This window comes from Gemmatimonadota bacterium (genome assembly GCA_021295815.1).
Classification (GTDB): domain Bacteria; phylum Gemmatimonadota; class Gemmatimonadetes; order Longimicrobiales; family Gaopeijiaceae; genus JAGWBQ01.
On the sequence record JAGWBQ010000014.1, the window covers coordinates 23,626 to 48,171 of the forward strand.

At 67.6% G+C, this 24,546-nt stretch carries 17 protein-coding genes; 8 read left to right on the forward strand and 9 right to left on the reverse strand.

Going from position 1 to position 24,546, the window contains the following annotated elements; genetic code table 11:
• Positions 1-36: 36 nt before the first annotated feature.
• The 9 genes from J4G12_07360 to J4G12_07400 all read right to left on the reverse strand — a co-directional run bounded on the left by J4G12_07360 (position 37) and on the right by J4G12_07400 (position 16,065).
• The gene (locus J4G12_07360; protein ID MCE2455627.1) at positions 37-3,561 is read right to left on the reverse strand and encodes a DUF4175 family protein; all 3,525 of its coding nucleotides are present in this window, start codon (positions 3,559-3,561) and stop codon (positions 37-39) included.
• 37 nt (positions 3,562-3,598) lie between these two features.
• On the reverse strand, positions 3,599-5,752 hold the full coding sequence (locus tag J4G12_07365; GenBank protein MCE2455628.1) for a BatA and WFA domain-containing protein: 2,154 nt from the start codon (positions 5,750-5,752) through the stop codon (positions 3,599-3,601).
• Between the two features lie 3 nt (positions 5,753-5,755).
• Positions 5,756-6,682: a DUF58 domain-containing protein gene (locus J4G12_07370; protein ID MCE2455629.1), complete on the reverse strand. Its 927-nt coding sequence runs from the start codon at positions 6,680-6,682 to the stop codon at positions 5,756-5,758.
• A gap of 4 nt (positions 6,683-6,686) precedes the next feature.
• On the reverse strand, positions 6,687-7,730 hold the full coding sequence (locus tag J4G12_07375; protein ID MCE2455630.1) for an AAA family ATPase: 1,044 nt from the start codon (positions 7,728-7,730) through the stop codon (positions 6,687-6,689).
• 109 nt (positions 7,731-7,839) lie between these two features.
• Positions 7,840-8,625, reverse strand: coding sequence for a DUF4159 domain-containing protein (locus J4G12_07380; protein ID MCE2455631.1), 786 nt, complete (start codon positions 8,623-8,625; stop codon positions 7,840-7,842).
• Positions 8,622-11,459, reverse strand: coding sequence for a tetratricopeptide repeat protein (locus J4G12_07385; GenBank protein ID MCE2455632.1), 2,838 nt, complete (start codon positions 11,457-11,459; stop codon positions 8,622-8,624). The genes J4G12_07380 and J4G12_07385 overlap by 4 nt, the downstream gene beginning before the upstream one ends.
• A 56-nt stretch (positions 11,460-11,515) precedes the next feature.
• Positions 11,516-12,664, reverse strand: coding sequence for a hypothetical protein (locus J4G12_07390; GenBank protein ID MCE2455633.1), 1,149 nt, complete (start codon positions 12,662-12,664; stop codon positions 11,516-11,518).
• Positions 12,637-15,000 carry a hypothetical protein gene (locus J4G12_07395; protein ID MCE2455634.1) on the reverse strand — a complete coding sequence of 788 codons (2,364 nt, stop codon included), beginning with the start codon at positions 14,998-15,000 and terminating at the stop codon, positions 12,637-12,639. The genes J4G12_07390 and J4G12_07395 overlap by 28 nt, the downstream gene beginning before the upstream one ends.
• 9 nt (positions 15,001-15,009) lie before the next feature.
• On the reverse strand, positions 15,010-16,065 hold the full coding sequence (locus J4G12_07400) for a DUF4159 domain-containing protein (GenBank protein MCE2455635.1): 1,056 nt from the start codon (positions 16,063-16,065) through the stop codon (positions 15,010-15,012).
• Positions 16,066-16,294: 229 nt separating this feature from the next.
• Between J4G12_07400 and J4G12_07405 the strand changes: the two genes are divergently transcribed.
• From J4G12_07405 to J4G12_07440, 8 genes are all read left to right on the forward strand, one after another.
• Positions 16,295-17,254, forward strand: coding sequence for a polysaccharide deacetylase (locus J4G12_07405; GenBank protein ID MCE2455636.1), 960 nt, complete (start codon positions 16,295-16,297; stop codon positions 17,252-17,254).
• An 11-nt stretch (positions 17,255-17,265) separates the two neighbouring features.
• The gene (locus tag J4G12_07410; protein ID MCE2455637.1) at positions 17,266-17,514 is read left to right on the forward strand and encodes a zinc ribbon domain-containing protein; all 249 of its coding nucleotides are present in this window, start codon (positions 17,266-17,268) and stop codon (positions 17,512-17,514) included.
• On the forward strand, positions 17,507-17,971 hold the full coding sequence (locus J4G12_07415; protein MCE2455638.1) for an MOSC domain-containing protein: 465 nt from the start codon (positions 17,507-17,509) through the stop codon (positions 17,969-17,971). The genes J4G12_07410 and J4G12_07415 overlap by 8 nt, the downstream gene beginning before the upstream one ends.
• Before the next feature lie 53 nt (positions 17,972-18,024).
• Positions 18,025-18,726, forward strand: a complete 702-nt coding sequence (locus J4G12_07420; protein MCE2455639.1) for a methyltransferase domain-containing protein — start codon at positions 18,025-18,027, stop codon at positions 18,724-18,726.
• 14 nt (positions 18,727-18,740) lie between these two features.
• The gene (locus J4G12_07425) at positions 18,741-19,532 is read left to right on the forward strand and encodes a carboxypeptidase regulatory-like domain-containing protein (GenBank protein ID MCE2455640.1); all 792 of its coding nucleotides are present in this window, start codon (positions 18,741-18,743) and stop codon (positions 19,530-19,532) included.
• Positions 19,517-20,512 (forward strand): class I SAM-dependent methyltransferase, encoded by a 996-nt coding sequence (locus tag J4G12_07430; GenBank protein ID MCE2455641.1) that lies wholly within the window; start codon positions 19,517-19,519, stop codon positions 20,510-20,512. The genes J4G12_07425 and J4G12_07430 overlap by 16 nt, the downstream gene beginning before the upstream one ends.
• Positions 20,513-20,688: 176 nt before the next feature.
• The gene (locus tag J4G12_07435; protein MCE2455642.1) at positions 20,689-23,448 is read left to right on the forward strand and encodes a hypothetical protein; all 2,760 of its coding nucleotides are present in this window, start codon (positions 20,689-20,691) and stop codon (positions 23,446-23,448) included.
• A complete protein-coding gene (locus J4G12_07440; protein ID MCE2455643.1) occupies positions 23,448-24,281 on the forward strand; it encodes a hypothetical protein in 834 nt (277 codons plus the stop codon). The genes J4G12_07435 and J4G12_07440 overlap by 1 nt, the downstream gene beginning before the upstream one ends.
• The last annotated feature ends 265 nt before the right edge of the window (positions 24,282-24,546 follow it).

Consider the following 24,546-nt stretch of genomic DNA (forward strand, 5'->3'; position numbering starts at 1 on the left):
CCCTGTCGGTTGCGATTCCCGGCTGCGATTCGCCGGCTACGGACCGTCGCCCGGGCTTCGGCCGCCAGCCGCCCTGCCGCCTCGGGCGAGCGCCCGATAGTACTCCTCGACCAGTTCTCGGTACCCCTCCGGCACCTCGTCGGCGGCCGTAAGCGCCGCACCGCGCTCGTCTCCGCCCTCCACCTCGCGTCGGAGGCCGAACTCGAGCCGGCGCAGGGCTTCGAGCACATCGGCGTGCAGGCGTGCCACGAGAGCCGGGTCCTCATAGGTGTTCTCCCGGCCGAGCCGCGACATCGCCTCCATCACGTCTTCGAGCTCTTCCGCCGGCCGGCCCTCCATGCGAAGCTGGTTCCGGATCTCGCGCACGCGGTCGGTGTCGCGCATGAACTGCCGGCCCGACTGGCGCACCTCCTCCGGGGTCAGTTCCCTAGGTCGTACGAGGCCACCTCCGTAGGTGGAGCCGTCGACGGCGGTTCGGGCACCGGGATCGCCCTGGGCGCGGCTGTTCGCCGGATCGCCCTGCGGGTCGCCGCCGCGCTCCTGCCGGCCGCCCTCGCCTTCACCGCGTTCGCCTTCGCCACCCTCTTCCCGGCCCGCCTCTCCTTCTCCCCCTTCCCCGCTCGCTTCGGCCTGCGGGTCGGCCGGCTCGTTCAGCCGCCTGCCCATGGACTCCAGCCCACGCACCAAGTCCCGGGTCTCCTCCAAGGCGCGTTCGAGACCCTCGCCCGCTTCTTCCTGCGGCGCGGCTTCGGCGGCTCGCTGGAGCTGGTCCCTCAGGGCCTGGAGGTCCGACTCGATGTCCATCTCTAACGTGGCCGCCGACTCGGGGTCCCACTGCTCGATCGTGCCTCGGGAGTACTGGAGCTTCTCCTTCAGCTTCGACTCGCGGATATGGTTCGCCGACTCCTGAAGGGCCCGAGCGGCCTCGGGGTTTTCAGCTCGATTGCCTGCGGCCGCTCGGTCGAGAGCGCTCTCCAGCCCCTGCACGGCCTCGGTCATCTGGTTCTTGCGCTCCCTGAGATCGTCGATCTCGCGGGCTCGCTCCTCGCCCAGGTCCCGCGGCATCTCCCGCACCCGGTTCAACACCTCGCGCTGCTGTCGTTGAAGCTCTTCCACGCGGGAGGCCGCCACCTCGGCGTCGCGCTGAGCCCGGCCCGCCCTGGCCTCCTCCATCTCGCGCTGGGCGTCCCGCAAGCGCCGAAGGGCCGAGTTGGCCTGATCGCTTCCCGCAGCCTGAGCCCCGGCTCGCCGCATGGAAGCGGCGGCTTCGCGGAGACCGCGCGCGGTCTCTTCCAGATCGGGATCGTTCATCTCGCGAGCGAGCCGTTCGAGCTGCCGAGCGGTCTCCTCGGTCTCGTCGGCCAACCGACGCTGCGCCTCCGACCCGCGCGCACCGGCATTGGTTGAACGACGCGCCTGGCGCTCCGCCTCCTGCTCCTGCCGGCGGGCCAGCTCGTTAAGCTTCTCGATGAGCTCGTCGACCTCGTTGTCGGCGCTCTGCTGCTGCCCGCGCTGAACGGTCTCGTACTGGTTCGCGAAGTTGTCGAGCTCGAGCTCGAAAAGATCGGCCAGATCTTCGGCGGCCTGCCGGCTGCCGCCACCGCCGCCGCCCTGCTGCTGCTCCTGGCCCTGGCTCACGTAGCGCTCGTAGGTCTCTTCCGCCTGTTGCAGGTATCTGAGCGCGTTCTGTTCGGGACCGATGGCTTCCTGCAGCTCGCCCTCGTCCAGGTGAGCCTTGGCTTCGGTCATCGCCTCGATCGCCCTGGGCAGGATGGCGCTCACGTCGCGGAACCCGGGATCGGTCTCGGTCATCCCCCGGTTCTCCATGCGCTGGAGGAGGGTGCCGACCTGCTCGCGCAGCCTTCCCTGAGCGAGGGCCACCGAGACCACGTTCTCGTCGAATTCGTCCTCGGAATACGACGAGCGCTGCCGGATCAGGTTGAAGGTGGCCGAGATCACCTGACGTTGAAGTTCGGAGAGAGCGCTCTCCGGACCCGCCTGCCGGCCGCCTTGCTGCTGGCCGCCGCCCTGCTGCTCCGCCTGGCGGAACGCCACGTCGAACGGCCTGACCCGGACGAAGAACATGTCGCTCGCCACCGGTTCCGACCCCGGCCTGCGGTCACGGGCGAGGGCGTAGTACGAGACCAGGTCGCCCGGCTCGAGCGTCCATTCCTCCAGGAAGAGGGTGTGGCCGGCCGAGACCTCGTCCAGGTCCCCGGCGCGGTCGTCGTAGATGCGGACCGTGTCTTCCGGGCCTCCGTTAACCGAGCTCACCAGAAGAAGCTCCCGAACGCCGTAGTCGTCGAACGCCTGCGCCTCCAGGTAGACCTCTTCGATCGGCGAAGCCGGAACGTCGCGCCCGGGCCGCGAGAAACGGACCTGCGGCGGATAGTCGCTGAGGGCGGTGATCGCGTATTCGGCCGACGCCGGGATCAGCTGGCCGTCCTCCGTGGCGAGATCGACCCGGTAGTATCCGCTCTCGGTCACCGTGAAACGCCCGGCGAGCGCCGGCGTCTCGGACGACTCCAAAACCGCGAGCTCGGACGTAGGACCGCCGTCGAGCACGATTCGGCCTCCTTCGCTCGCCATGTTCGCGTGCGCAGTGACCTCGACCACGGTTCCGGGCAACGCCGCCACGTCGCCGCCGTCTTCGATGACGACCGGATCGAGCCCGGCATAGGCCGGATGGTTGAGAACGAGATCGAGCCGCTCCACCCTCGGCAAGTCTTTCACCTCGATGGAGTAGGTGGGCGAGGTCACGCCCGAAATGTCCACGAAGTACTCGGTGGGCTCAGCGAGCTCGAAGAGCATGGCCGTGAAGGCCCCGGCTCCGTCGTCGAGCATTCCGAGGCGGGTGAAGGACTCCTCCGACTCGGCTCTGGCGAAGAGGAAGGCGTCGCCCCCTTCGAACCCACCCGGAGCCGCTTCCAACAAAAGGTCCGAGTGGCGCGCGACCGTGGTGTCGCCGGGCAGAACCGCCACGGAATAGGGCTGAGCCTCTTCCGCGCTCTTGTTGGGAAGCAGGGCCGAGGCGCCCGTTCTCACGAGGTCGGGTCCGAACGGCACCAGAAGGAGGCCGAGGACCGCGACCGCGCCGAGCAGGAGGCCGAAGCGCACGAGTGCGGAGCGCTCGACCCGACGCCCGCCTTCCACCTTGCGCAGCCTCGACAGGGCGTCCTGGACGGTGCGATCCCGGAGCGCCGGCGATCCGCCGACCTCGCCCGCCACCGCCGTGGTGACCACGTGGCGCAAGGAAGGCTCGTTTTCGTCCAAGTAGAGGGCGGCCCTGCGGTCGTCCACCCTGCGCAGGAGCGGACGGACCAGGAACCAGCCCACCGCGAGAGCGAGCGCCCCCCAGGCGGCGACCCGTCCGACCAGAATGGCGTCCGCGGAGAACCTCGCCTGTTCGAGCAGGAGGGAGACCGCGACGAGTGCGGCGATCACCGTCAATCCCGTCCAGGTCAGTCCCTGGAGCGCGATGCGCAGCCGCCACCGCCGCCGGACCGAACGCACGAAACCGAGGAGACGGCGGCTCTGGATCCTTCTGTCTGACTCTCTCATCAACTACTCCGGGTTGGGTCTTTCGAAACCTACTGCTTCATCGCTCCCTGGCCAAAGCCGGTGTTCGGTTGGAGAGCACGGTCTCCGCGACGAAGAGCGCCAGCGCTCCCAGAAGCAGCCAGCGCCAGAGCGACTGTCTGCGTTCGCGGTCGGCCCTGCGCAGCTCCGTCTCGAAGCCGGGATCGGACGCCTCGGCGGCTTCGTCGGTGTCCATACTTGGACCGGCGAGGCGGGCCGCGAGTTCCTCCGGGTCGATCGGGGTCAGGTCGGATTCGACCACATCGACGTTGGCAGCCACGCTGAAAGTCCTTCCGGGAGCTGTTCCTTCCCGCCTGACCGCGTAGAAGCCCGCCTCGGCGAGAACGAGAAAGCGAGCGTCGCCCGGATCCTGCATCTCGACGACGTCCCCGCCGGGCGCGATCGCGATCAGCCCGCTCTCCCCGGCCAGCCCCGCAGCCTCCTCGGGGGTCGCGCCAGCCGACTCGAGCGCGACCGGATCCTCGAGGTCCAAGACCTGATTCACGGCGAATTCGACCACCGCCTCGCTCCGTCCGGAGGCGTGCTCGACGAGTCTGTGTACGAAGGGAAGGTAAACCGGCTGGACGGCGAGGTCGTTCCAGTAGAGGTCGAGGGACGAGGTCCAGAGCAATACCCTGCCCAGACCGTGGCCGCGCTCGACGAGAGCGGGACCGCCGTCGTCGAAACTCATCAGCGCCGTCGCGGAGTCCGTCGGCCGGAAGGTGCGGGCACGGAAGAAGCGGGCCGCGGTGAAATCGCCGCTGTGAGGCCCGGAGAAAGGCTCCAGGATCGGGTGGGAGTACGAGAGCAATCCCAGGCGACCTGCCCGGCCGCTCTCCCAGTCGCGCAGCCCGGTCTGGACGCCGGGGAGCGGCTCCCAGGCACTGCCCCAGCTGGAGGACGATCCCGCCACCACGATGAGGCCTCCCCCTCCGGCGACGAACTCGTCGAGTCGGACCAGCGAACTTGCGGACGGTCGGGCGTCGTTCAGGATCACCACGTCGTAGTCGTCGAGCTCGTCGGCGCCGAAGGAGGGCGTCAGACGCTGCGAGACCCGGAAGCGTTCGTCCGCGACGGAGAACGCGCCGAGCAGGTATTGGGAAGCGCCGTCCTCGGCGCCCGCACCCTCGGCGATCCGGATCGCCAGGTGCCCGCCCGGCGAGACGACGAAGCGTCTGGCGTCATTGGCGGAGAGCGCGTCGCCGCCCTCGAGCGCGACCTCGCCGCGGGTGTAGGGCTGCGAGAGCGTGAACGGGCGGAAACTCACCGACCCGGCGGCGTCGCTCAGGCGCGCGTTCGCCGTCTCCACCTCGTCTCCGTCCACGGAGAGAGTGAGCGGCAAGGTCTCTCCCGAGCCCGATTCCCCCACCGTACCGAAGCGCGCCACCCGCGCGGTCACCGTCACCCGCTCGCGTCCCGCATCCGCCGAACGAGCCAGTGAAATGTCGGTCACGGCGTAATCGGCAAGTTGCGGCATCTCGTCCGCATCCGTCAGCTCGCGGGCCGCCCCCACCGGCACCGGAATCAGCCGGGCCTTCGCGGACAAGGTCGACTCGTCGTCCTCGCTCCATCCGGCCTGCTGGAGATCCGACATCAGGTAGATCTCGCCCACAGGAAGCCGCGACTCCTCCACGACGGTGGCCGCGACCCGGAGCGCGGGACCGTAGCGAGTCGCATTCGAGCCGACTTCCGCGGCGTCCAACGCCCTTTCCAGCTCCGCCGGGTCGAACGTCGAACGCACCGCCAGCTCGGCTCCCCGGTCGAAGAGCACGAGGCTGGCCCGGTCGAGCGGGCCGAGTCCCCCGAAGACCTGGCGCGCCTCGTCCACGGCGTCGGCGAAGGCGTTCCCGGCCGCCATGCTGTAGGAGCGGTCGAGCAGAACCACGACTTCTCTCGGTCCGCCGGTCACGGCCCCGTCCACGACGGCGTTCTCCACGAAGGGGCGGGTGAAGGCGAGCACGATCGCCGCCAGAGCGAGGGCGCGAAGCAGGAGCAGCAACCAGTGCCGTATCCTTCGTCTGCGCTGTTCGCGGAACGGAATGCGCCTGAGGAACATTAGCGACGGAAAGAGGACCACGTTCCGTCGCTGCCTGCGGGTTAGGTGCAGGAAGACCGGGACTCCGATCGCGGCGAGCCCGACGAGAAAGATCGGTACGAGTAGTTCCAGGCCCACGGCTCAGCTCCTGCGCACCTTGCCGGTGCGTCGCCTGCGGGCGAGCAGGTAGTCGAAAAGAGCCTGATCGAGCGGCTCGGTGATGTTCACCTTCACGTAGTCGGCCTGGAGGTCGCGAAATCCGTCTTTCAGCGCGGCCAGGTGGCGACCGAAGTGGTCGAGATAGTCGGCGCGGACCTGGCCGGGAATCACGGGGATCTGCGAGCCGCCTTCGAGATCCTCGAACGCCGATGCGTCCTGATAGGGGAAGTCGAGCTCCGAGGGGTCGACGGGATGGAAAACGATGAGGTCGTGCCCGCGGGCCTTGAGCGCTCCGACGGCCTCGACGATCCGGTCGGCCTCCTCGTAGAAATCCGAGATGATGGCTACGATCCCACGCCGCTTGAGCAGCTCGGTCACCGGGGCCATCGCCCTGGCGATCGAGCCTTCCCCGTGGGGCTTCGCCCTGTCGAGGACGGCTAGAATGGTGTCGAGATTGCCCATCGATGGCGGAATGCGGTCCACGATGCCGCTGTCCACGGTAAGGACTCCGACCCGGTCGCGCTGGCGGTTCGAGAGATGGACGAGGGAAGCCGCGAGGAAGCGGGAGTATTCGAAACGGGTGAGCGGGCCGGTGCCGTAATCCATCGACCTGGAGACGTCGAGCACGACCACGAAGTCGGCGTTCGTCTCCGCCTCGAAGAGTCGGATGTGGTGGCGGTCGCTCCGCGCGAAGAGACGCCAGTCGATGCGCCGAATATCGTCGCCCGGCATGTAGGGGCGGTGTTCGGCGAAGTCGGAGCTGAAACCGAGATACGGGGAGCGGTGGAGCCCCGCCAAGAAACCGCCCACCACGGTCCGCGCCAGCAGCTCCAGGTTGCCGATGCGCGCCAGCGTGGCCGGATCGAGAAACCGGGCCCCGCCGACGCCGGTACTCGCGGTGGCGGTCAACCCGCTACATCCCCGATGAAGGCATGGGCACCGCTTCGAGCAGCATGTCCACGATCTCGGCCGTGCTCCGCCCCTCGGATTCGGCGTGGAAGTTGGTGAGCAGACGATGCCTGAGCACGGGATGGGCGAGCGCCCGCACGTCCTCAGGCGTGACGTGGTAGCGTCCGCGCAGGATCGTTCGGGCCTTGGCGCCGATCACCAGGTACTGGGCCGCCCGCACCGAGGCCCCGTAGGAGAGCCACTCCTTCACGAAATCCGGAGGCGATTCGCCCTCCGGTCGGCTTGCGCGTACCAGCGCCAGGGCGTACTTGAGCACGGTTTCCGAGACGGGCACCCTGCGCACCAGCTCCTGGAAGGCGACGAGGTCCGGGCCGGTGACCGCAGGCTCGAACTCGTAGGCCTGCGTCGCGGTCGTCCGGCGCACCACCTCGAGTTCCTCCGCCTCCGGCGGGTGGTCGATCACGATCTCGAACATGAACCGATCGAGCTGCGCCTCGGGGAGCGGGTAGGTGCCTTCCAGTTCGATGGGGTTCTGGGTGGCGAACACGTAGAAGGGCTCGTCGAGCTCGTAGGTGCGGCCCTGAACCGTAACCCGGTGCTCCTGCATCGCCTCCAGCAGGGCGGACTGGGTCTTCGGCGGGGTGCGGTTGATCTCGTCGGCGAGGACGATGTTGGCGAAGACGGGCCCGGGTGCGAAAACCATTGAGCGCTTGCCGGTGGCCGGATCCTCCTGGATGATGTCGGTCCCGGTCACGTCCGAGGGCATGAGGTCCGGAGTGAATTGGATGCGGGCGAACTTGAGGTCCACCACCTGGGCCAGGGTGTGCACCAGCAACGTCTTGGCGAGGCCCGGCACGCCCACGAGGAGGGAGTTGCCGCCCACGAAGAGGGTGAGAAGGGCCTCTTCCACGACCTTGTCCTGGCCGACGATGAGCTTGCGCACTTCCGCAAGTATCCGCTCGCGCCCGTGCCTCATGCGATCAGCGAGCGCCACGTCGTCTTCGCGCTCCGCGATGTCGTCCGTGCGGTCGCGGGCGGTGTCGCCCATGCTGCCTCGGGTTTCCGGTTCTGTTTCGGGGTTGTCGGCCAAAGATGGCTCCGTGGGGTTGCGGGTGAAGGGTCGGAGACCGGCGGCGGACCGGCGCGGTCGGAGAACTCTAGTGGGTGAGCGCGTAGATTATGTAGTTGACACCGAGCTTGTACGCTTCGTTAGTGGGGTCGATCGGATACCATCCCCTCGACGAGTATTCCCAGTACTCGGCGATGTCGTTGTTGAAGTTGAAGACGACCATGAGTCTCCCGTCCGGATCGTTGTCCTCGAAGATCCCGAACCAGAGAGGGTTCGTCGGACCGTAGGGCGGGATGACCGCGAGCGGATCGATTTGGAAGAAGGAGCTGAAGATCTCGTGGTCGTGGGGCAGCGGCAGTAGGTCGTGGCCCGGAAGGGCGCGCTCCATGTTCATGCGGAAGCTGTCCCACTCGAAGCCGCGCTCGCCGCGGGTGTCGTCCACTATGAGGAAGCCGCCCTTGCTCAGGTGGTCGCCCAGCAGTCGGATCTCCTCTTCGCTCGGATTCCAGTAGCCCACCTCCACTATGTAAAGGATGGGGTTGGAGAAGATCTCCGGGTCGGCGAGCGAGAGGACGTTGGTGCCGTCGGTCACCGGATCGACGAAGCTGACTTCGCTGAGGATCTGGACGAAGTTGATCTCGGCGCGCGGATAGTCGTGCGCCCACATGGGTCCTCTGCGCCAGCCCCCGAACGAGCCGGGCTGTCCGAAACGAAGACGCACAAAGGAGTAGCGGCTGTCGTAGGGCGTGTTGAGATCGTCCCAGTTCTGAGCCGCGAGCGGTGGAGGAGCGAGCCCGGGCACGACGAGCGAAGGCGGCGCGAACCCTGGACCGACGAGGGCCGTCAGCGCCAGGACGACCGCAATAGGCCTCATCGTCCGCCCCCCGGGTTGCGGGCCGCCACGCCTTGCCGACGTCCCGGGCCGACACGCTCCCTCCTCAGCTCAAGCAGCAGCTCGAGAGCCTCCTCGAAGTTGGGGGCGATCTCGAGAGCCAGGAGCACCTCCCGGCGTGCGGTCTCCAAATCTCCGGCGTCGCGAAGCGCGGTGGCGAGAAGGTAGCGGGCCTGAGCGCGGTCGGGCGGACCCAGCGCGACTACCGCTCGTCTTTCCCGCACCGCCGCCTCGTAGGAGCCCAGCTGAGTGTGGAGAGCGGCAAGCCGTCTGTGGAGGTCGATGTCGTAGGGCCAGATGAGAACGGCGTCGTCGAGAGCCGCGGCGGCTTCATCCGGGCGACCGGTGGCGGTGAGCAGATCGGCCAACCGCAGAAGGGGTTCGTAGCCGGCCTCCCAGCGCGAAAGGAGCTCCCTGAGGTGGTGGACGGCGTTAGCGGTGTCGCCCTCGGCCACGAATCCCTGCGCCAGCGGCCAGTGCGGACTAGCGGCCCCGCCGACCTCGGGGAAGAGCCGAAGAGCCGCCTCGAGATGAGGGCGGGCCTCGGTGTGCCGTTCCGCACGGGTCAGGGCGGCTCCGAGCCGGAGGCGGACGAGCGGGTCGTCCGGGATGCGTGCCGCAAGTCGTCGGAGGTCGCTCAGCTCGGACGGCTGAAGGGGGGCGGGGCCTTCGCTCAGGCCGTCGAGAGCGTCTGCGAAGCGTGCCTTCAGATAGCGGTCGAACTCGCGATCGAGCTCATCTAGACTCATCCCCAGCTCGCTCTCCACCAGCTCCTCGGTGCTCCGCCCCTCGCCGTAACCGGTCAGTAGGTCGCGGATGGGGGCGAACCCGTGTTCGGCCTCGAGGTACTGGAAGACCAGAGACGCCTGGTAGTAGGAAAGAACGACCTGACCGGGAAACGCGGGCCGCATGAAGCCGTCGTCGAGCTCGCTCACCGGCTTGAGATCGCCCTGCTTGAGAGCGTTCAGGAATGCGGGAGACGCCTGGTGGCCCCACCCGGGCCGAGCCTGCCGCTGTTCGTGGACCGCAAGCCCCTCCGAGAACCAGCGCGGCACACGACCCCGGCTGATGCCCAGGTGGAAGGAGTGCGCGAGCTCGTGCCAGAAGACCGAAGCCCAGTTGTAGTCCCCAAGCTCCCGGGCGCCCGGCGAGTCCATGACGAGCACCGGCCCGAACGAGACGCCCAGAGCTCCCAGTCCCGCCTCGCCCAGGGTGCGAACCGAGAAGTCGGCGTGGCTCGGATAGAGCTCGACCCTGACCGGACCGGAGAGCTTGGTCAGGTAGCGGCGGGCGAGTGAGTCGTAAGCTTCCTCGGCGATCGGGGCGAGATAGGCGTGGAGGAGGTCGGCCTCGGTCTCGTGGAGGAAGAGATCGAAGCGTTCGTTGGAGTGAAGTTCGTAGCGCCCGAAGGTGTCGAGCAGATCGAGCGAGTTCTTGAACCAGGGGTTGTAAGGGTCTCCTGCGAAGGCGCGTTCCAGGTTGGCTCGGCCCTCCTCGACCATCCCCATCCGCATTTGGTTGAGGCCGAGCATGCCGTGCGCCTCCCAGGCCTTGGGATCGAGCCGGGTGGCGGCGGCGGCCCTCTCCGCCGCCTCCGCGTACCTGCGGTGGCGTTCTAGCAGCCGGGCGGCTTCGGTGTCGAGCGCGGCGTAGCGCGGGTTGACTGCGAGCGCCCTTGCGCGGGCCTCGTCGAAGGAGGAGCGGTCGCCGGAGAGAAGGTAAGTGGCGGCGAGGGCCGTCAGACCGGCGAGGGAGGACGGGTTCCCCGCCAGGATGCGCTCGCTCTCGGTACGGGCTTCCTCGTGACGCTCGCTCCGAAGGTGGATGGAGGCCAGGAGGGCGCGGCCCTCGGCGTGGTTGGGATTGATGTCGAGCAGCTTGGCGAGCGCGTCGTCGGACCCAGGGCGACCGTCGAAGATCAGCGCCCTCGCCATGCCCAGCAGAGCCTCGGGATGGTTCGGGTTGGCCGAAAGCACCGCCTCGAACTCCGATTGGGCCTCCGAGCTCTGGTACTTCTCGAGGAGAAGGGCTCCGGCGCGAGCGCGGGGCTCGGGCCAGCCGGGATCGGCCGCGCCGGCCTCGTCGAAGGCGCGGAGAGCATCCTGGAACAGCGCCGGCTCCGAGCGGGCCAGACGATGCACCGCCCGCCCCACGGCCAGAAGCTCGGCCGCGTCGAGAGAGCCCACGCGAGCGTTATAGATGTCGATGAACTCGTCGCAGAGAAGCTCGGCCTCGTCGATCCTTCCGGTGTGGAAGAGGAGGTCGGCCAGGTTGACCGCAGCGGTCAGGTGGTCGTCAGCCCGTCGCAGCCGTTCCGACGAGGCGTTGTCGGGTAGGGCTGCCGCCCCGCCCGAAAGCCGCGCTGCCGGACCGGCGGACGAGAGGCTTCCCGGCGGGAGCTCGCCCAGTGCGACCCGGAAGCTCGTCTCGGCCGCCGGCAGCCGTCCCCGAAGCTGTAGGGCCTCGCCCAGGAGGTTGGCTAGGCCGACCGGGTCGGGCGCCTCGCGGGCCACATCTTCGGCGCGCTCGTACTCGCCGACGGTGAGGAGCGTTCGGACGAGCTCGCGACGGGCGGGAACGTGGCCGGGATCGGATCGCAGGATCCGTCCGAGCGCCCTCGCCGCCCCGTCGTAATCGCCGGACCTGGCCAGAACGCGAGCTTCGTCGAAGGACTGGGGCCGGGGTGCGGAAGGCGCTACGGGGCCGGTCGCCACCGCGGTCGCGGTGACCGGACTCCTTGCCAACGGACTCGTCGCGGTCGGGGAGACCAGGACCGTGCCGGTCAGAGCCGCAAGCATCGCCGGAACGATCGTCACGGCGAGCCGAACTCGACGCGGCGGCCGCACCGTCGGACCTGCGGAGCTCTTCCGGATCAAGATGCCGGAACCCGAAGAATCGTATCGACCACCGCGCTCCGACCACTCCCTTCCAGCGCCCGTATCTCCCGGTTCTTCACCGCGAGCTCGACAAGCAGCTCCTCCAGCGCATCGAAATAGGCGTTCTCCTCCATGGAGTCCCGAGCGCTCCTGAGCGCCTCGATCCCCTCCTGGATTTCGCGCCGCTCATCGTACAACCGCGCCAGCTCGGGATCGTCCGGCGTCTGCGCCGAAGTCCCCGACACCCCGCCCAGCTGGAAGGTGGCCGCGAGCCTTCCGTCCGCTTCGGCCACGTCGGGCTCGCCGCTGCCTTCGCCGTCGCCGTTGTCGTCGAGGATCGCGTGCTCGGTGAGCAGTTCGTTGGCGGCCTCGTACCTGCGGGCCACTTGCTGGCGCGCGAACTGGAAGGCCTCGAGCAGCGAGGTGCGATCATCCTTGTCGAAATCGGCCTCGTCGCTGGTAACCGCCTCGACGAAGAATTCGCCGAACTCGGTCGCGTTGCGCTCCCGTTCGCTACGGGTGGCGGTCACCACGATGCGGTTGGCGCCCGAAATGGGCCGCAAGAAGCCGCCGCTCGCCGAACCCACATGCACGACCGCCACGGTCTGGGTCGGGAAGAGGTCGAGCGCTTGGTCCAGTTCACCGGGGGAGAGATCGGGTCCCGGGAGGTTGAGCCGCGCCTCGCCTCCCACGGCGGTCCCGTGCCCGATCAGCACTACGAGGAGCCGGTCGAGGGGCTCCGCCCGTTCCGCGATCCCCGCAAGAGCGCGCAGCACGTTCTCGCTCGTCGAGCGGGCCGCGATCCGCTCGGGATCGGCCTCCACGCGTTCGCCCAGCACGGTGACGCGGTCGTCATTCATTCCGTGTCGATTCAGGAACGCCTCACGCAGCGCCATCGCCTGCTCGTGGAATGCCGCGCCGTATTCGGGCGCCCCGCCGAGCCCGTAGACCACCACGGCGTGAGTCCGGCCCTGACCGCTCGCGTCGGAGAGAACGAAGGGGTTGAGCAGGATTGCCAGCGCGGCCGCGATCCAACGCGGATGCGGCGTTCGAACGCCGTGAGCGGTCTGTCCGCGGCCATGTCGGGCGGAACCGGCCGCAGCCACCCTCCCGCCCCTCAGGAGAGCCCCCGCCGTCTGCGCCATCCCCACTCGGTGCCCATGAGCGCGATCATCGCGAAGAAGAAAGCCGGCATGTCCCAGAGATCGAGGCTCTCGACCAAGGTCACCCCTCCCCCGCTGAGCTCGATGTCCTCGGCGAGAGTCGCCAAATCGGCCGCCGCGTAGTAGCGTCCGCCGGTGGCCTCGGCGATCCGACGCAGCGTCGCCGCGTCCTGCCCGGCTCCGAAGAACTCGTCGGACGCCGGCGCGGCGACCACGAACGTCTCCACGCTGTCCAGCGCGACCCCGCCCCTGGCGGCCACCACCTCGACCGTATGCTCGCCGGCTTCCTCGGGGCGTAACTCGAAGGCGTACTCGCCATCGCGCTCGACCGTCCACTCGGCCGGTATCTCGGTCACCCGGCCGCTGGGCGCGGTCACCCGGCCCACCACCGCAGCGCCGTTGACCGCCGAGTAGACCGAGTCCCGCAACGTGGCCAGCAGCCGCACGGTCTCACCCGGCTCCACTCGCTGACGCTCCGCGACAACATCCATCGTCTCAGGCACGCCGTCTACCAGCCAGCGGATCATCTGCCGCCAGAATACCTCGTGAGCCATGTCGTCCACGGGCACGTCGGCGTGCATCTGCCAGAGCCAGGAGTCCTGGATCGTGAGCGCGATCGACTTGCCTCGACCGTAACGCTGGTGCACGAGAACCGCCTGCACGGGACCGTCCGTACCCGTTCCGACGGCGTCGATCACCGTCGATCTGCCGCTGAGCAGAGGCGTCGCGCCGGATTTCCAGTCCGAGATCGGATTCACGAGGGTCACCGCAGGCAGCTCCGCCCAACGCTCTTCCACGCCGTCGAGCTCGGCGTCGAGGCGGACGGCGGGATGCGAAAGCCCCGCCCGCGTAGGCTCGACCTTGACCTGGGCGAAGTATCGCTCGGGCGACCGCACCGGAGGAGCACCGGCGGCCTCGGCTTCGTCATCCGGATTTCCAGCTGTGGCCGGACTTCCTTCAACCGGGTCATCCAGCAGCACCGGCATTACCGCCTCCACCGGAGTTCCGTCCCATCCTCCCTCGGCGAAGGCGCGGCTTCCGCCCAGGAAGAGGACGCCGCCGCCTCTCTCGGAGACGAAATCGGCGATCATCGCGAGCTGATCGTGGGTGAAGAACGAGGCCTCGACGCTGCCGATGATCAGCCCCCGGTAGCGGTAAAGCTCTTCCCGCTCGGTGGGGAAGCCGAACTCCAGCTCGCTGCCGTCGTCCACGTCCAGGCGCAGGAACTTGCTCTCCGCGGTACGCTGGAGAACGACAAGCTGAAGATTTTCGTCGTCCGCCACGGCACGACGCATGAATTTGACCTCGAAGCGGGGCTCGCCCTCGAAATAGAGCACCTTTTCCCGCCCGTCGCGGACGTTCATGTGAACCGAGCGTTCGTTGTTCTGGGCCACCTCCTCCCCGGGCTGGGCCGGAATCCGAAAGCGCACGACCCTGGGCCCGGCTACGTCGAGCTCGATCGGCACCCGAGCGACCGCCGGTTCGCCTTCCCGCGCCAGCTCGATCTCCTGCTCGGCAAGGATGCGAACCTCGTCTTCCACGACAAGCGGCACCCGCTCGCCGCTCCTCATTCCGCGCTGGGTCACCACCACGTCCACTAGAGCCCGGGAGCCGACGAGTGCGTTCCGCGGCATCTCGACGCGCCCCATCTCGATATCGGGAGAGATGGCCTCCTCCCCCACTCCGACCGTGTAGACGGGGACTCCGGCGGCCTGGAGGGGAACGAGCGACTCGGCGAGCGCGGTCGAAGTGGTGGATACGCCGTCGCTGACCACCACGAGACCGGCCAGCGGTACTCCCGTGAGCTCCGCGTTGACTGTGGCCAGCGCGTGTCCAATGTCGGTGCGCGTGCCGTCGAACGTCAGCTCCTCGGTCGAGGAGACGCGGTCGACATCGTCGTCGAATTCGAAGTGGCGGAGCGTGAAGCGTTCGGCCAGCGCGGCGGTCAGCGGACTCTCGGCGCCGAAGCTCTCCCGCATCGCGTCCGCGCGCGTCCGCTCACCGTCCGAGAGGTTCATGCTCCCCGAGTTGTCGAGCAGCACACCTACGAAATTCTGCTGCGGAGCCACCCTTCTGAGCACGAGCGTGGGATGGAGAAGGCAGAACCCGACGGCAGCCAGGAGCAGAACCCGCAAGCCGGCGAGCGCCACCTTGTCTCTGGGAGACGCGCGCCCCTTGGTCCAAACGTATGTGACCGTCGCCAGAACGCCGAGCGGGAACCCGACCAGAACCGCGGTCTCGACCCAGGCGGGCGCGACGAAAACCAGCTCGCCCTCCTCGAAGGCGATCGGTCGATATTTGAAGAGAAACTCGAACACGTGCGCGGGTCAGTGGCTCATCGCGTAGACGATCATGTTCGCGCCCATCTCGTAGGCGTAGGTCGAATACTCCAGCGGATAGCTGGGATCCTCCGCCCACTCCCACGCGTCGCCGAGGTCGGTGTTCCAGTTGATGACCACCATGAGACGCCCGTCGTCGTCGTAGATGCCCCGCACCGCCGGGTAGCAACCGTAGCACTCCTCGGTCGGCCTTCCGTAGATGCCGCGGCCGCGCGCAGGCACCTGCTTTATCTCGGTGATATCGTAATAGGCCGAGTATATGGGATGATCGAGCCCGATATCGACGATGGGCCGGTCGGGGTAGACCCTTCTGATGTTGTGCTCCCACGCGAACCACTCGTCGCCCCAGAAATCGTCGACGATGAGAAAACCGCCGGCGTCCAGGTAGGCGCGCAGCCCTTCGACCTCGGGCTGGGTGAGCTCCATGCCGCCCACCTCGACGGCGTAGAGGACCGGGAAGCGGCGCAGATCGGGATCGTCGAGCCGGACCGCGTTGTCCCAGTCGTAGGCGTCGAGCCGGACGAGACGTTTGAGGACGAGGATGAACTGCTGGTCGCCTTTCGGATAGTCGATCGCCCAGGATTGCCCGCGCCAGCCTCTACCCCATCCCGAGTAGATGGCCCGGGTCCAATAGAAGGGGTAGCGGCCCGGCAGCTCGCCGGGATACATGCGCCGGTGGGGCGGCCCCTGCTGCGCCGAGATCGGCTCGAATCCCGCCGGCGCGGACGCGAGGCCGTCGGCAAGGGCCGTCGCACCTGGCCCGCCGGAGAAGGTCGTCCTCGGGCGGGGCGGGGCCTCGTCGCGCTCCCGGATCCCGTTCCAGCTCCACTGGGTGACGGCTCCGGCGGGCCCTGCACCCAACGCCCTCGAGCTCTCCGCCACCGGAGGCGCGGGACCCTCGCGGTGCGCGGTGAACACGGCAATTCCCGCGACCGTTGCCGAAACCAGCGCGAGAATGGCGAAGAAACGGTGGGGCAACGGCGGTGGAGGTTCCGTGTGGAAGTGGGTGTCCGTCGAGCTGCGGCCGTTACTCCGCCGCCTCACGGGCGCTCCTTGTGTACGGTGCTCGCGGGTCGGTGTTCCCGAATCGGCGGCTGCGCCGGAGTCCGCGGAGGGGGTCGCTCGCGACAGGGCTCCGCGCCAGACCGTCGACCCGGACGGCCCCGGCCGCTGCCGGAACCCTTACGGCCAGGCAAGGGTTAGCAGGCCGGGTTCGAGACGACCCGTCCCCTCCTCCGCCGACTCCATGCGCTCCATCATTATTCGATCCGCGATGGGCACGATCCGTTGCTCGACTCTGCTCGCTCTGGGCGCGTGCTCTCCCCCCTCGTCCTCCGAGGAAGCGGCGGTTCCGCCCTGGGAATGGACCGAAGAGGAGGTACGGACCGCAGTCGAGCACACTCGCGCAGGGCGCGACCTCACCCCGGAATCGTGGCCGGGCGGCGCTCGGGTCGCCGTGCTGCTTTCTTTCGACGTGGACAACGAGACGGTGCACGGCCTCCGCGACGGCGAGGTGAGCGTCGGTCCGCTCTCGCAGGGCGAGTACGGTTCTCGGGTCGCGCTGCCCAGGGTGGTGGCGTTCGTGGATCGCGAGCGAATCCCGTCCACCTTCTTCTTCCCCGCGTGGAGCCTCAAGCTGGCTCCCCGGCAGGCGGAGATCATCCAGGCGTCGGGGATGCACGAGATCGGAGTCCACGGCTGGATCCACGAGCGCAACGCCACGCTCGACCGCGAGACCGAGGCCCGGCTGCTTGGGCAGGCGATGGACGCCATCGAGGAAATCGCGGGTGTCCGTCCGGTCGGTTATCGCGCTCCCTCCTGGAATCTCTCCGAAAACACGCTCGACCTGGTGCGCGAGCTCGGACTCCTCTACGAGAGCTCGCTCATGGCCGACGACCGCCCCTACGAGATCGTCCAGCGCGGCGAACCCACGGGCATGGTGGAGCTTCCGGTGGACTGGATCCTCGACGACGCCCCGCTCTTCAACCCGCTCGGGGATCGTCACACGCCGCCTCGCGACGCGATGCGAATATGGATCGACGAGTTCGATCGCGCTTGGGAGGAGCGGACGATGTTCTTGCTCACCATGCATCCGCACGTCATCGGCAAGCGCTCGCGGATGGTGGCGCTCGAAGGACTGGTCGCACACATTAAGGAAAAGGGGGAGGTGTGGTTCGCCACCCACGAGGAGGCGGCTCGCTACGTGCGCGAGCAGGCGGGGATGGATCAGTAGAGGAGGAGATGATGCCGATTTTCGAGTACGCCTGCGCCGAGTGCGACCACGCCTTCGAATTCTGGGTGCGCAAGGAGGGCGACGCCGTTTCCTGCCCGGAGTGCGCGAGTTCCGAGCTCGAACGACTTATCTCGATGCCGCGCGTTCACTCCGAGGGACGGCGCGACCGCTCCATGCGGGCGGCCAAACGGCGCGACCGGGGCCAGGCGCGCGAGATGATGCACACGCAGCGCGAGTACGAGCTGGCGCACGATGACTGAGGCGACTATGAACGCGGACGCGGCGCGAGTGGAGGGGCTCTGGATCAAGCGAGCGCACCGGGGCGAGCTCGATCCGTCCGGACGGGTGCTGGCGGTGGAGGACAAGGGGATCGAGGGCGACGCCTGTTTCGGACGGAAGCTGCGTCAGGTCACGATCATCGAGCGCGAGGTCTTCGACGATGTCAAGGAGAGCCTCCCCGGGGTCGGCCCCGAGATGCGACGGGCGAACGTCATGGTGAGCGGCGTTCGGCTGGCCGAGTCCGGCGGGAAGCTCCTGGCTCTGGGCGACGTTCGGATTCGCATCGTGGCGGAGACCAAGCCCTGCGGTCGCATGGAGGAGGCGCGGCCCGGGCTTCAGGATGCTTTGCGGCCCGAGTGGCGCGGCGGGGCCTACGGAAAGGTCGAGACCGGGGGCGAGATCGCGGTCGGTGCGACGGCCGGTTGGGCGGATGAGTGAGCGCGTGTCGAAAAGAATCACCGAACGCGGGGATCCGCTCGAGGGCCTGCGGGATGGGTCGCCCAGAGACTGAAAAGGAGGTCGCGACCGATTGGGCAGGCAGGCATCTGCGGATTGCGAACAGCTCCTACGACGAGGTCATCCGCCGATTCATTCCCAATTACGGCGAGATGATTTCGCGGGCGGCGACCGAAGTCGCTCGGGTGCGACCTCGGCTCGTGACCGATCTGGGCTCGGGAACGGGCTCTTTGGCGGAGGCATTGCTTGCGGAAGAAGGTGTGGGCGCGGTCGAGCTCGTCGACTCGGACGACTCCATGCTCGACCGGGCGGAAGAGAGGCTGGCCCGTTTTGGCGACCGGGTGCGCCTGAGCTGCCGGGACTTCAACGATCCGCCGCAGGAATCGGACGCTTTCTGCGCGAGTCTGGCTCTCCACCACATCGCCGATCTTGAAGACAAACGTGCGTTCTACCGGAACATTTTCGTCAATACGCCCGAGGGAGGCGTGTTCGTGAACGCCGACATCGCTCTCTCGTCAAGCGAGGACGAAAACCGACGCATCCGACATCTCTGGGTCGAACACATGGTCTCTGCGGGAATCCATCGAGAGCAGGTCTTCCGGCACTTCGAGGAATGGGCCGAGGAAGACACCTACTTCACTCTGGATGAGGAGCTCGACGCCATCGGACGGGCGGGCTTCCGGGCGGAGTGCGTCTGGCGGATCGGAATGTCGGCGATATGCGTGGGGAGAAAATGAGGAAGGTAAATCCGGTGGTTGAGCCCCTATCCGACGGGAGACGTCTGACGCTGCAGGCAGCGGTCGCCCTTGGGGTGGGTCTGACGGTGACGAACCCGGGAGCGGCGCAGGTGATCGGCGGCCGGATCCTGGACTCCGCCGACAACTCCCCGGTGGTGACCGCCGGCGTGTTCCTGATGGACCGTGAAGGGAATCAGCTCGCGAACTATGTCGCCGAGGAAGACGGAAGGTATCGGTTCACCCTCCCCGGGCCGGGCGAGTACGTCCTCTTCGCTCAGCGGCTCGGTTATTTCGATACCGACTTCATCCGCTTCTCGGTCGCCACCGACAGCACGTACGGCCTCGACCTCGAGATGCGACCCGAGCCCATTCCGCTCGATCCCATCGAGGCGGTGGTCACCAACGAGGCGATGGTGGATTGGTTGCGGCTCGAATTGGGTGTGAACCCCAACACCATATTCGGGTTTCGCGCCTACCAGGGCCAGCGCTTGGCGGAGGTGCAGGCGAGGTCGCGCGACAACACCGACATGCTCAGGAAGCTCTACATCCCCGTGAGCCACGGCCGGCTCGGCGTCTGCTTCGGCTATGGAGGATCGAGCGTTCAGAGAGGTTCGCCCTCCATGACCGGGTGGGCGGAGGCCCAGATGCTGAGCCCGGCGCCGTGCGGCACGCTCATGGTGAACGACCGGGAGGTGCCCGCCGTTCATCTCGACACCGCGGTCGATCTAGATTCAGTCGCGGTAGTGGTATGGCTGCCGGGCCAGGTGCGTCTATACACGAGGGGTTTCAAGTGGGAATTTCGGTAAGCGGATCCGACGACGGGATTCCGACCTCGGAGTCGTGGGGTCCCGCTCCGGATCCGTCCGCCTCGGGCTGCGAATTCTGTGGACGCGCGGACAGGATCGCGACCAGATATGTCTTCGACGCTCATCGCATTCTGCGTTGCCGCCGGTGCACCTTCATGTGGCTCGATCCGCGCCCGTCGGAAGACGACCTGCATGCCGTGTACGACGAGCATTACTTCCGAAACCCGGGGTTCTTCGACGGGGACGAGTCCGCGCTCTACGGTTACTCGGACTACGAGGAGGAACGCGCCGACCGCTGCCGGGCCTTCGACAAGCTCGTCGGGCGGATCGTCGATCTGATCCAGGGAGACGACCGCCTGGAAGGCGCGAGCCTGCTCGACTGCGGATGCGGACCGGGTTACCTGCTGGAACGGGCGCACCGGCGCGGCTTCGCGGTCGAGGGCATCGAGCGGAACTCCGCGGCGGCGGCGGCGGTCGCGAGCCGGTACGGCTTCCCGGTGCACGTGGGCGCCTTGCTCGACTACGGCGAAGGCCAGTTCGACGTGGTCACCATGATGGACGTGATCGAGCACCTGCACGACCCGTTCGCGGCTCTGCGGAAGGTCGCGGAGCTGACGAAGCCCGGCGGGCTCTTCGTCGTCTCGACCATGGACTCGGATTCGCTGGTTTCACGGATCGCGGGGAAGAGATTGGAGGATTTCAGACGGGTGCGGGAGCACCTCTATTTCTTTACCAGGCACACGATGACGGGAGCGCTGGAACGAGCGGGGTTCGAGGTGCTCGCCGTGAAGTCCTACGGGATCACGCTGACGTTGGAGACGCTGTCGCGCCGGCTCGGCAACGCCAGTCCGCTGCTCGGGCGCTTCCTCGGAACTTCAGCGCGGGCGCTTGGGCTCTCGCAGTCTCGGGTTCACTTCGACCCGCGCACCAAGATGGTGGTGTTCGCGCGGCGGGCAGGTCGTCGGCAGCTAGCAAGTTAGACGGCGTCTGCACAAGGGGTGACGATCCCTCGAGGACACCCGAGCGGAAGTGTCCGCGCAAGGTGGAAATTCCTCCTTCGGATCACGTGCGGCGGCTCCCCCCGGGCTATTGACCTGAACGCTGTTCGGCGGCAGGTTGAACCCGGCACTTTCCACCTTCTCGAGACCACCGCCTCATGCCAGCATCGACGCCTTCCCCCGCGCCGCGAACCCACGGACCGCTCGCCGTCGCGGCCTGCGGCCTCGCCCTCCTCCTCCTGAGCGACTCGCCGCCGATCCAGGCTCAGTCCGCGGCGGAGGCGATCATATCCTCGACGACCTACCGCGAGATCGGGCCCACCCGGCAGAGCGGCCGCTTCGTGGACATCGCGGTTCCCAAGCAGGATCCGCACACCTTCTACATCGCCACGGCCTCTGGCCATCTCTGGAAGACCACCAACCGGGGCATCACCTTCGACGTGCTCTTCACGGACGAACCTGTCTTCAGCATCGGGGCGATCGCGGTGGCCCCCTCCGACCCGAACGTCCTCTATCTGGGATCGGGCGAGGCGAACAACTCCCGCTCCTCCTACTGGGGCGACGGCGTGTACAAGTCCACGGACGCGGGCGAGAGCTGGTCGAACGTGGGGCTGCCCGAGTCTCACCACGTCGGGCGCATCGTGGTGCATCCGACCGATCCGGACATCGCCTACGTCGCGGCTCTGGGTCATCTCTATTCCGAGAATCCGGAACGCGGCCTCTACCGGACGACCGACGGCGGCGAGAGCTGGGAACACGTGCTCGCGCCGGAGTCCGAGGGACGAGCCATCGGAGTGGTCGACGTGGTGATGGATCCGACCGACCCGAACACGCTATACGCGGCGAGCTACGACAAGGTCAGGCTCCCCTTCACGTTCGATCTCGGCGGACCCGGCAGCCGTCTCTACAAGACGACCGACGGCGGCGCCAACTGGATCGGGATCGGCGCCGGGCTGCCGGAGGGCATGCTCGGGCGCATCGGCGTGGATGTCTACGAACGCGATCCGAACATCCTCTACGCCACCATCGAGAACGCCAACAAGGAAGGGATGTCGGACGAGGAGAGGCGCCAGGAGCTGCTCGAACACCAATCGAGCCGAGGGATGATCGGGGGCGAGGTCTACCGATCCGACGACGCCGGCCTGACCTGGACCAAGGTGAGTCCGGACGGCCAGTCGATCGGAGGCGCACCCGCCTACTATTACGGACAGATCATCATCGACCCCAACGATCCCGACATCGTGCACGTGCTCTCGGCGGCGTCCTGGGGCACGTACGACGGCGGCGAGACCTGGGAGCGCAGGCCGCTCGGCTTCGGGGGCGACGATCACGCGCTCTGGATCAACCCCGACGACTCGCGCCACATGATCCTGGGCTACGACCACGGCATGGGGGTCAGCTACGACGCCGGCGAACACTGGTACCATCCGGACTTTCAGTCGCTCGCCCAGTTCTACGCCGTGGGCATCGACATGTCCTACCCCTACCGGGTCGCCGGGGGGCTTCAGGACAACGGATCGCATATGGCCTACAACACCAACCCGGCCGGCGGTCCCGTCCGTTTCGAGATGTGGGATCGCGTCGGCGGCGGCGACGGCATGTACAACGAGTTCGACTGGTGCGAAGGGCGCTACCTCTACAACGAGTCGCAGTTCGGTCCCATCGCCCGGCTCGACCTCGTGACCGGCGAACGGCGCGGCATCCGGCACGACGACCCCGACATGCGCTGGAACTGGAACGCGCCCATACTCGTCTCGCCGCACGACTGCGACGTGATCTACCACGCCGGCAACATGGTGCTGCGTTCCGATTTCCGGGGCGAGGGCTGGGAGGTGATCAGCCCAGATCTGACCAAGGCCGATCCCGCCACCTTGACCACCGGAAGGGGCGGCGACGGCAATATCCAGTACGCCACCATCACCACGATCGACGAGTCGCCGCTCAAGGCCGGGGTCATCTGGGCGGGAACGGACGACGGCAACGTTCAGTTCACCCGGGACGGCGGCGAGAGCTGGACCCTGCTCAACGACAACATCCCCGACAACCCCGAGTACTGGGTCAGCCGGGTCGAGGCTTCGCACCACGATCTCGGTACCGCCTACGTCTCGTACACCGGCTACCGCCGAGACGACTTCCGCCCCTTCGTCTACCGCACCGACGACTTCGGCGAGAGCTGGACCGACATAAGCGGCGACCTGCCCCACGGACCTGTCAATGTCGTGCGGGAACACCATGCCAACCCGGATCTTCTCTTCGTCGGCACCGAGTTCCAGGTGTGGGCGTCCGTCGACCGAGGCGAGAGCTGGACGAGCATGAAGGGCGACATGCCCACCTCGCCCGTTCACGACATGAAGATCCATCCCCGCGAGGACGACCTCGTGGTGGCCACCCACGGCCGCGGCATCTACATCGCCGACATCAGCGAACTCGCTCAGGCGGCCGGGCCCGTGATCGCGGACGGAGCCCACTTCTTCCACCCCGAGCCGAAGGTGCGCTGGGAAGGGGCGGACATGACCAACTACGCCTCCTCCAACTTCGAAGGCGAGAGCGAACCCGCAGGTGTGCCTCTCTCCTACTACCTGCCCGAGGACGCGGAATCGGTAGCGCTGACCGTCTACCAGGGCGGACTCGCGGTCGCGGAGCTTGAAGGTGAGAGCTCGGCCGGCTTCCACGAGATCCTCTGGGACATGACCAGGCGCGTGGAGCGGAGCGAAGAGGAGCAGGCCCGTCTGCGCGAGCAGGCGCGGGGCGGCGGATTCGGAGGCTTCGGCGGCAGAGGCGGCGGCGTGGACCGAGTTCGTTTCGCGGTCTCTCCGGCACCGCCGGGCGAGTACCGTGTGGTGCTGAACGTCGACGGCGAAACCGTGGAACGGAACGCGCGGATCATCAAGGACGAGTGGCGGAGCATGCGTCGCTGATGTTCAACGGTCCGGCGATCGACGCGATTCTTGGACTCTTCCTCCTCTACTTCGTGCTCAGCCTCTCGGCGTCGGCGGTCCAGGAGTGGATCGCTTCCCTGTTCTCGCTGCGTTCCAGGAACCTGCGCACCGGGATCGAACGACTCTTCGGCGAACGCCATGCCCGCGCGGTCTACGCACACCCGCTCGTCGCCAGACTCGCCAAGTCGGGGAAGGCCCCGTCGTACCTGAAGACCGACACTCTCGCCGCCGCGTTGCTCGACGTGCTGACCAGGGACAGGGAGGGCGACCTCGAGGTTTCGGCCAGGGAAAGCGCCCAAGCCGTCGCCGACCGGGTGCCCGAATCCAGCCCGCTCCACGGAGTCGTCGGATCTATGGTGGAGCGGTACGGGGGCGGAATCGACGATCTTCGGCGGGCCATGGCGGATTGGATCGACGAGGGCATGGACCGGGTCGGCGGCTGGTACGCGCGCAAGGCCAAGCTCAACGTGTTTCTGGTCGCGGTCGCGGTCACTGCGGCTGCCAACGCCGACACCATACACCTGGTCAAGGAGCTCGGGGGTGAGAATGGGGCGTTCTTCGCCGGAGCGGCGCTCGAAGCAAGCGCGACGGCCGACCCGGATTCGCCCGAGCCGCTCGGGGTCGCCGATTTCCCGATCGGGTGGGAAGGAGCGAGCCACACCCTGACGGACTGGATCGAGCGGGCGGGCGGCTGGTTGATCACCATCGCCGCCGTCAGCCTGGGTGCGCCCTTCTGGTTCGATCTGCTCGGCAAGGTCGCGAACCTGCGGGGGGCCGGAAGAAAGCCGGGAGGTGCGCCGGCGGGAGGCTGAGTTCGAGGGTCTTCCCGTACTTGAGCAACAAGCGACCCAGTACGCGGAGGACTTGGGGCGTCGCCTTCGCCGGCGTCCTGGCGTTGGGGTGCACGGAGATGCCCACAGAGTCCTACCCAAGCACATCGGCGGAGACGGTTCAACCGGGGAGCGGATCTACCAGCGCGTCGTAACGTTAGGGTTGGTCTCAGGGAGCTTCCCGCCAGCTCAGAACCGGAACGAGGCATCGGGCGCGACGCGACCGGCCGCCTCACCTGTCGCGGTG